This window comes from Rathayibacter sp. AY1C6 (genome assembly GCF_002931535.1).
GTDB lineage: Bacteria > Actinomycetota > Actinomycetes > Actinomycetales > Microbacteriaceae > Rathayibacter.
The window spans coordinates 144,964-153,264 of record NZ_PSWC01000007.1; the positions used below are offsets into that span (position 1 = coordinate 144,964).

The window sequence follows — 8,301 nt, forward strand, 5'->3', positions numbered from 1 at the left end:
GGCCATGCCCCGCGAACGCTCCCTCCGCGATGTCGCACGTCTCGGCTTCGCCGCGCTCGGCGAGACCGGGGCACGGCTGGCCGAGGCGGAGGAGCTGGCCGGGCGGCAGCTCGAGTCGGTGCTGCCCTCCTTCGCCCGGGTGGCGGACCCGGACGAGGCGCTGCTCGCTCTGATCGACCTGCTGCGACGGCACCGCGACAGCATGGACGCGGTCCTCGCCGACGACGAGGCCCTGACCCGGCTGCTTCTGGTGGTGGGGGCCTCCTCCGGCCTCGCCGACTTCCTCCAGCGTCGGCCCGACGAGCTGGCCAGCGTGCTCGAGCCGGTGCGCACGCTCCCCGGGCGCGCTGAGATGAAGGCCGAGCTGCTCGAGTCGGTCGGCGCCGTCGACGGCTTCTCGTCGCTCCGGGAGGAGGCGGGCTGGACGGCGCTGCGCGTGCGGTACCGCCGCCTCCTCACCAGGATCGTCGTCCACGACCTGAGCCAGGCCGACCCCGTCGCGGCGATCGACCGGGTGACGAGGGCGCTGGCCGACCTCGCCGGAGCCGCGCTGGAGGCGTCCCTCGCCGTGGCGCGGACCGAGCTGGTCGAGGGCACGGGCCCGGGCCGCTTCGGCCGGGACGAGGTCGCCGCCACCCGCTTCGCCGTCATCGGCATGGGCAAGGCGGGAGCGTCCGAGCTCAACTACGTCAGCGACGTCGACGTGATCTTCGTCGCCGAGGGCGACCCGGAGAAGGAGCTGACGAACGCCCGTGCGATCGACGTCGCCACCCGGCTCGCCGTGCTCCTCATGCGCGGAACCTCTGCGCTGGCGATGGAGCCGGAGCTCTGGGAGGTCGACCCGAACCTGCGCCCGGAGGGCAAGCAGGGCGCGCTCGTGCGCACCCTCGAGTCGCACATCACCTATTACGACCGGTGGGCGAAGAGCTGGGAGTTCCAGGCGCTGCTCAAGGCGCGTCCGCTCGCCGGCGACCAGGAGCTGGGGCGGGCGTACGTCGACGCGGTCGCGCCCAAGGTCTGGTCGAGCGCCTCCCGCGAGAACTTCGTCGAGTCGGTGCAGCGGATGCGGGAGCGGGTCACCGAGAACATCCCGCAGAACGACGTCCACTACCAGATCAAGCTCGGGCCCGGCGGCCTGCGCGACATCGAGTTCACGGTGCAGCTGCTCCAGCTCGTCCACGGGCAGACCGACGACGAGATCCGCATGCCCGGGACCCTCCTCGCCCTGGGCGCCCTCGCCGACCGCGGGTACATCGGCCGCTCCGCCGCCGAGGAGTTCGCGCAGGACTACCGGGCACTCCGGCTGCTCGAGCACCGCCTCCAGCTGCGGCGCCTTCGGCGTACGCACCTGATGCCGCGGGACGAGCACGAGCTGCGGACCCTCGCCCGCTCCAGCGGGCTCGCCCGTACGGCGGAGGAGCTGCTGAGCGTCTGGAACGGGATCAAGCACCGCGTCCGGGGCCTGCACGAGCGCCTGTTCTACCGTCCGCTGCTCTCCGCGGTCGCCGCGCTCTCCGACGGCGGCGCCGAGCTGTCCACCGGCCAGGCGGAGGCGCGCCTCGCCGCCATCGGCTTCGCGGACGCCCGAGGGGCGCTCGGCCACATCGCCGCGATGACCTCGGGCGTCTCGCGCCGCGCGAGCATCCAGCGCCACCTCGTGCCGGTGATGCTGCAGTGGTTCGCCGACGGGCCGGACCCCGACTACGGCCTGCTCGCGTTCCGGCGCCTCAGCGACGCACTGGGCGGGACGCCCTGGTTCCTCCGGATGCTGCGCGACTCGTCCGGAGCCGCCAAACGGCTCACCACGGTGCTCTCCGGATCGCGCTTCGTCGGCGAGCTGCTCGACCGCATCCCGGAGTCCGCGGCCTGGCTCGAGGACGACGACGCCCTCCGCCCCCGCAGCGCCGCCCAGCTCGCCGAGGAGGTGCGCGCCGTGCTCGCCCGGCACGAGACGCCCGACGCGGTCGCCTCGGTCCTCCGCTCGATGCGCCGGCGCGAGGTGCTGCGGACCGCCATGGGGGGCGTGCTCGGCCTCAGCTCGATCGAGGAGATCGCGACCAGCCTCACCGACATCATCAGCGCACTGCTGGGCGGCGTGCTCGCCGCCATCCGGCGCGGCAGTGCGACCCGGCCCGGCGCCGACGCGGAGTTCGCGATCATCGGCATGGGCCGGTACGGAGGGGCGGAGCTGGGCTTCGGCTCCGACGCCGACGTGATGTACGTCCAGCGACCCGGCACCGCGGAGCCGCACCAGGCCCAGCTCTACTCGCAGTTCGTCGTCGCCGAGCTGGTCCGGCTCACGGAGGACTCCCGCCTGCCGCTCGACCTCGACGCCGACCTGCGGCCCGAGGGCAAGAACGGGCCCCTCGTGCGCTCCCTCGACTCCTACCGCGCCTACTACGCCCGCTGGTCGCTGACCTGGGAGGCGCAGGCGCTGCTCCGGGCGCGGGGAGTGGCGGGGGACCAGGCGCTCATCGAGGACTTCGAGGAGCTGGCCGACGGGGTCCGCTACCCGGGAGCGGTCTCCGACCGCGACATCCGCGAGGTGAAGCGGATCAAGGCACGGGTCGAGAGCGAGCGTCTGCCGCAGGGCGCCGACCCCCGCCGTCACCTCAAGCTCGGCCGTGGATCGCTGAGCGACGTCGAGTGGCTGGTGCAGCTCCTCCAGCTGCAGCACGCGCGGCGGACCCCGGCGCTGCGGACCACCTCGACCCTCACCGCCCTCGCGGTCGCGGAGGAGGAGGGCATGATCGGCCCGCAGGACGCGGAGCGGCTGCGCGCCGCGTGGATCCTCGCGTCCCGTGTCCGCTCGGGCACCACGCTCTGGGGCAACCGCACCAGCGACGTCCTCCCGACCGACCGCCGGCAGCTCGAGGGCGTCGCGCGCCTGCTGGAGTACCCGGCCGGGTCCGCGACGGCGCTCGAGGACGACTACCTCGGCGTGACCCGCCGCTCACGCGCGATCTTCGAGCGCCTGTTCTACGGGCCGGCCGCGGGAGACGCTCCCTCCTACCGCTGACGCCCGCGCGCCGGGGACGGCGAAGGGCCGCCCCTCCGAGGAGGAACGGCCCTTCGGCAGTGCTGCGGGATCAGACCCCGTAGTACAGCTCGAACTCGAACGGGTGAGGACGCTGCGCGAGGGGCTTGATCTCCTTCTCGCGCTTGTACTCGATCCAGGTGTCGATGAGCTCCTGAGTGAACACGCCGCCCTGGAGGAGGAAGTCGTGGTCGGCCTCGAGGGCGTCGAGAGCCTCGCCCAGGGTCGCGGGGACCTGCGGGATGAGCTTCGCCTCCTCGGGGGGCAGCTCGTAGAGGTCCTTGTCGACCGGCTCGTGCGGCTCGATGCGGTTCTTGATGCCGTCGAGGCCCGCCATCAGCTGCGCGGCGAACGCGAGGTACGGGTTGCCGGAGGCGTCGGGCGCACGGAACTCGATGCGCTTGGCCTTCGGGTTCGTGCCCGTGATCGGGATGCGGATGGACGCGGAGCGGTTGCCGGCCGAGTAGACCAGGTTGACCGGCGCCTCGAAGCCCGGGATCAGGCGGTGGTACGAGTTGACCGTCGGGTTCGTGAACGCGAGGACGGCGGGGGCGTGCTTGAGCAGGCCGCCGATGTACCAGCGCGCGAGGTCCGAGAGACCGCCGTAGCCGTTCTCGTCGTAGAAGAGCGGCGTGCCGTCGTTCCACAGCGACTGGTGGGTGTGCATGCCCGAGCCGTTGTCGCCGAAGAGCGGCTTCGGCATGAACGTGGCGGTCTTGCCCCACTGCTCGGCCGTGTTCTTGACGATGTACTTGAACTTCAGGATGTCGTCCGCCGCGTGGACCATCGTGTCGAAGCGGTAGTTGATCTCGGCCTGGCCGCCGGTGCCCACCTCGTGGTGCGAGCGCTCGAGGATGAGGCCGGCGTCGATCAGCTTGAGGCAGATGTCGTCGCGGAGGTCGGCCTGCTTGTCGACGGGGCTCACCGGGAAGTATCCGCCCTTGTAGGGCGTCTTGTTGCCGAGGTTGCCGCCCTCCTCGACGCGTCCCGAGTTCCAGGCGCCCTCGACCGAGTCGACGGAGTGGAACGCGGAGTTCTGCGTGATCTCGTAGCGGACGTCGTCGAAGATGTAGAACTCCGCCTCGGGGGCGAAGAACGCGGTGTCGGCGATGCCGGTCGACGCGAGGTACTTCTCGGCCTTCTTCGCGACCTGACGCGGGTCCTTGGAGTAGATCTCGCCGTTGCGCGGGTTGTAGATGTCGAAGACGAGGATCAGCGTGCGCTCGACGCGGAACGGGTCCACGTAGGCGGTGGTCACGTCAGGGATCAGCTGCATGTCCGATTCGTGGATGTTCGCGAATCCGCGGATCGAGGACCCGTCGAAGAGCTGACCGACGGAGAAGAACTCCTCATCGACAGTCGAGGCGGGGATGTTGAAGTGCTGCTGGACACCGGGGAGATCGGTGAACCGGATGTCGAGGAACTTGACGTCCGTGTCCTTGATGAACGAGAGCACCTCGGAAGAATCTTTAAACATGCAAAGGTCTCCAATGGCGTAACGGGGTGCTGCAGAGCGCAGCCGTTCCAGGGTAGTGACGGGGGGTTTCCCCACCGTGTCCCTGTTGTTTCCGACATGTTACGGGGCCCGTCCGGGGTCGGGCTCCACGTCGCCTGCCGGACCACCCGCTCCTCGGTCCGCTCCGAGACGCCGCGGATAGGATCGGAGGATGCCAGCCGCCGACCGCAGGACCTTCGCCGACGCCGCCCCGAGCTCGTACCCGGGGGAGCGTCTCGGCCTCCCCCGAGAGGGTCGCCTCTCGGTCGGACGGTCCGGCCGCCGCATCGCCGCCCTGGCCGTCGACTTCGCCGTCGCCGCTCTGCTGTCGCTCGCGTTCTTCGACTACGACCGCTGGGCGAGTCTGCTGCTGTTCGTCCTGCTGCAGGTCGTCTTCATCCCCACCATCGGCGGCAGCATCGGGCACCGCCTGCTCGGGATGCGCGTCATCCGTCTCGGCGGGGGCTGGGTCGGTGTGTGGCGCCCGATCGTGCGCTCGGTGATGCTGGCCGTGCTGGTGCCGGCGCTCGTCTGGGACTCGGACCAGCGCGGCTTCCACGACAAGGTGGCCGGGACGGTTCTCGTCCGCTACTGACGGGCGCCGCCGACGGAGCAGGCCGGCCGGGAGAGATCCCGACCGGCCTGTCGTGTCGTGCGTCAGCGCGATCGCTGAGGGCGAACCTTGAAGGGGTCGACGCCCTTCGGGATGGGCAGCGACGTGTTGAGCGAGGAGAGCCGGTTCTTCACCGCGAGGACCTCGGCCTTGGTGAGGACCTTCTTCGTCTTCGAGAGGCGGCTCGGCACCTTGTGCAGCGGAGTCGCATCCGCGTCGGATCCGACGTGCACGAAGGTGACGGGGACGTTCGGCAGGATCCGCGACACCTTGCGCCGCTCGTCCTCGAGCATGCGCTTGGTGCGGGAGGCGGGGCCCTCCGCGATCAGCACGACGCCTCCGCGGCCGACCGCGCGGTAGACGGCGTCCTGGGTCTTGCCGTTGACGGCGACGGGCATCTCCCCGCCGGTCCAGGTGCCGCGCAGTCCGCTTCGCAGGACGGCGCCGACCGCGCCGGGCTGCCCGGCGATCTGCCCGTAGGCGGCGCGCTCGGCGCGACGCGAGAGCACGGCGAGTCCGGCGACCAGGCCGGCCATCACGCCCACGATGATCCACAGCGCGATCACGAAGCCGTTGCCGTTGCCGAGCAGGATGCCGAGGAGCACGCCGAGCAGGATCGGGAGCAGGAGCGCGAGGAGGATGATCCAGACGGCGCTGCTGTCGTAGCGGCGGGTCATCTGGAACACCTGCCACATCTGCTTGAGACGTCCGGGTTCCTTGACCGCCTTCGTCGACGGTTCCGTGCTGCGTGCCATGACGTCAAGGATACCGAGCGGGAGCGCGGCGGCGGACCCCGGACGCGGATCCGACTCCTCCACAGAGGACCCGTGCGCCGATCCGTCCACCGATCGGGATCGACGGGCGTCCTCCGCCCCGGCCTGCGGTCAGGCTCGCCTCATGACGAGCAGCGGGACGGTCCAGGGCCGGAGGATCGGCGGAGTGCGGACGGGGAGGCGGCGGACGCCTGCGCCGGACGCCGCACCGCCGACCGAGCGGACGATGCGGCCGCGGGAGGCCGACTCGCTGCAGGCGTCGCCGGTGGCTCGGCTCGCCGAGCACCGCCACCGCGAGCGCATCGTCCGGGTGGAGTCCTCTCCGAGGAGGCGCATCGTCTCGACCGCCCCTCCTGTCGTCGCCACACTCGAGAGGTTCCTGCGGGTCGAGCGGGGGATCGGACTCGGCGCCGCGGTCACCCTCCTCGCCCCCGTGGTGGGCGCGGTCCGGTCGGCCGCGCTCGAGGGAGCGTGGCTGGCTCCGACGACGGACGACATCGGCCTGACGGAGGAGGGTCGGCCGCTGCTGCTGCTGACGACGCCCGCCGTCGACACCCCGCGTGCGGCGCGCGACGCGCTGCAGCGGGTCCTGGAGCGCCTCGGGATGCTCTGCCCGGAGCTGCCGGTCGCCGCCCTCGCGCGGCACCGCGACCTGCTGGCGCTGGAGGGCAACCTCTACGGACTCACTGATCCGCAGGGGATAGGCGAGGCGGTGCGGGCGCTGCCGACGTCCGGCGCGGATGCACGGGGTCGGGAGGCGGTGCCTGCTCCGGCTGCCCGGCACAGGCGGGTCCATCCGCTCGACGGCTGGCAGGACCGCCTCCGGGCGTTCGTCGTCCGGCGTCGGGGACCGCTCTCCGTCGGGACGGCGATCGTGCTGGGAGCGGTGCTCGCCGGTTCGCTCGCGGGCGGGCCCGGTCGGCAGGTGCAGGATGCGGAGGCGTCGACCGCAGCCGCGCCCGTTCCGGCTCGGTCGGCTCCGCCGGCTGTGGCGACCGCGGCGCCGCCGGCTCCGGTCGCGGCGGCCTCGCTCGACGCCGAGCAGGCGGCGGAGGTGCTGATCGACGCGGTGCGCGCGTGCGGGGATCGGGAGTGCGCCCGCGGGCTGGTCACGGCGGACTCGCCGCTCGGCGACGCAGCGGACGGCCCCTCCTCCATTGTCCCGGAGACGGGGGAGGCATCGGCCGTCCTCGTCGACGTGAACGGGGCATCGGCGGTCGTGCACCTCCGGACGGCCCCGGGGACGACAGCGGCCTCCGTCCTGATCATCAGGACGGAGGCCGGCTGGCTCATCCGCGACGTCTACACCGGAGCGGCCTCGTGAGAGGCGCGCTCAGGGGGAGCGTCTCAGATGCCGAGGTCGTTCTCGAACGAGCCCTCCTCGAGGCGCTCCTTGATCGCGACCAGGAAGCGCGCCGCGTCGGCTCCGTCGACCGTGCGGTGGTCGTACGAGAGCGCGAGGAAGACGGTCGAGCGGATCGCGATGGCGTCAGCACCGTCCACCTGCACGACGGCCGGCTTCTTGGTGACGATGCCGGTGCCGAGGATCGCGGTCTGCGGCAGGAACACGACGGGAGTGTCGAACAGGGCCCCGCGCGAACCGGTGTTGGTCAGCGTGAAGGTGCCGCCGGCGAGCTCGTCGGGCTTCAGCTTGTTGTTGCGGGTGCGCTCGGCCAGGTCTCCGATGGTGGAGGCGATCTGCGCGAGGTTCAGCTCGGACGCGTTCTTGAGGACCGGGGTCAGCAGGCCGCGCTCCGTGTCGACGGCGATGCTGATGTTCTCGTGGTCCGGGTAGACGATCGACTCGCCGTCGAGGGTCGAGTTGATCACCGGGTAGGCCTTGAGCGCCTCGGCCGCCGCGAGGGCGAAGAACGGGAGGAAGGACAGCTTGGCGCCGGTCTTCTCCTGGAAGCTCTTCTTGACCGAGTCGCGGAAGCGGGCGACCGCCGTGACGTCGACCTCGATGACCGAGGTGAGCTGGGCGCTCGTCTGCATCGACTCGACGGCGCGCTGCGCGAGGACCTTGCGCAGGCGCGACATCGGCTGCGTGGTGCCGCGGAGCGGCGACGTCTCGAGCGGGGTGCGCGCGGCCTTGGCGGCTGCGGCGGCGGGCGCCGAGACCGGGGCGGCCGGAGCCGACTTGGCGGCCTCGACCGCGTCGAGGACGTCCTGCTTGCGAATGCGGCCGCCGACTCCGGTTCCCGTGAGGGTGGAGAGGTCGATGCCGTTCTCGCCGGCGAGCTTGCGCACGAGCGGGGTGACGTAGCCGGGGTTGGAGTCGGTGGGCTCCGGCCGCCCCGGTCTCGGCGCCCGCCGCCGCAGCCGCCAAGGCCGCGCGCACCCCGCTCGAGACGTCGCCGCTCCGCGGCACCACGCAGCCGAT

The 8,301-nt window shown here is 71.8% G+C and carries 6 protein-coding genes; 3 read left to right on the forward strand and 3 right to left on the reverse strand.

From position 1 onward, the window contains the following. The first annotated feature begins 4 nt into the window (after positions 1 to 4). Complete coding sequence (locus tag C5D36_RS06820) at positions 5 to 3,019, forward strand: bifunctional [glutamine synthetase] adenylyltransferase/[glutamine synthetase]-adenylyl-L-tyrosine phosphorylase (protein WP_104295486.1); 3,015 nt, start codon at positions 5 to 7, stop codon at positions 3,017 to 3,019. 70 nt (positions 3,020 to 3,089) lie between these two features. Here C5D36_RS06820 and glnA read toward each other — a convergent pair whose 3' ends face one another. Then, positions 3,090 to 4,514, reverse strand: a complete 1,425-nt coding sequence (gene glnA / locus C5D36_RS06825) for a type I glutamate--ammonia ligase (RefSeq protein ID WP_104223668.1) — start codon at positions 4,512 to 4,514, stop codon at positions 3,090 to 3,092. Positions 4,515 to 4,704: 190 nt separating this feature from the next. On the opposite strand from glnA, the gene C5D36_RS06830 reads away from it, so the two are divergent. Further along, positions 4,705 to 5,127: an RDD family protein gene (locus C5D36_RS06830; protein ID WP_104295487.1), complete on the forward strand. Its 423-nt coding sequence runs from the start codon at positions 4,705 to 4,707 to the stop codon at positions 5,125 to 5,127. A gap of 62 nt (positions 5,128 to 5,189) precedes the next feature. On the opposite strand, the gene C5D36_RS06835 is transcribed toward C5D36_RS06830, so the two are convergent. After that, on the reverse strand, positions 5,190 to 5,900 hold the full coding sequence (locus C5D36_RS06835) for a DUF4191 domain-containing protein (protein ID WP_104223728.1): 711 nt from the start codon (positions 5,898 to 5,900) through the stop codon (positions 5,190 to 5,192). A gap of 142 nt (positions 5,901 to 6,042) precedes the next feature. Here C5D36_RS06835 and C5D36_RS06845 point away from each other — a divergent pair, with 142 nt between their 5' ends. Then, entirely contained in the window at positions 6,043 to 7,242 is a 1,200-nt protein-coding gene (locus tag C5D36_RS06845) for a hypothetical protein (RefSeq protein WP_146083719.1), read from the forward strand. 23 nt (positions 7,243 to 7,265) lie between these two features. Here C5D36_RS06845 and sucB read toward each other — a convergent pair. Further along, on the reverse strand, positions 7,266 to 8,301 hold a 1,036-nt coding region (sucB, locus tag C5D36_RS06850; RefSeq protein ID WP_104295494.1), incomplete at its 5' end, for a 2-oxoglutarate dehydrogenase, E2 component, dihydrolipoamide succinyltransferase.

Coding starts and splice junctions, on each gene's coding strand:
- C5D36_RS06835 (WP_104223728.1), bottom strand. CDS start 5,900: ATGGCACGCAGCACGGAACCGTCGACGAAGGCGGTCAAGGAACCCGGA.
- C5D36_RS06845 (WP_146083719.1), top strand. CDS start 6,043: ATGACGAGCAGCGGGACGGTCCAGGGCCGGAGGATCGGCGGAGTGCGG.
- glnA (WP_104223668.1), bottom strand. CDS start 4,514: ATGTTTAAAGATTCTTCCGAGGTGCTCTCGTTCATCAAGGACACGGAC.
- C5D36_RS06820 (WP_104295486.1), top strand. CDS start 5: ATGCCCCGCGAACGCTCCCTCCGCGATGTCGCACGTCTCGGCTTCGCC.
- C5D36_RS06830 (WP_104295487.1), top strand. CDS start 4,705: ATGCCAGCCGCCGACCGCAGGACCTTCGCCGACGCCGCCCCGAGCTCG.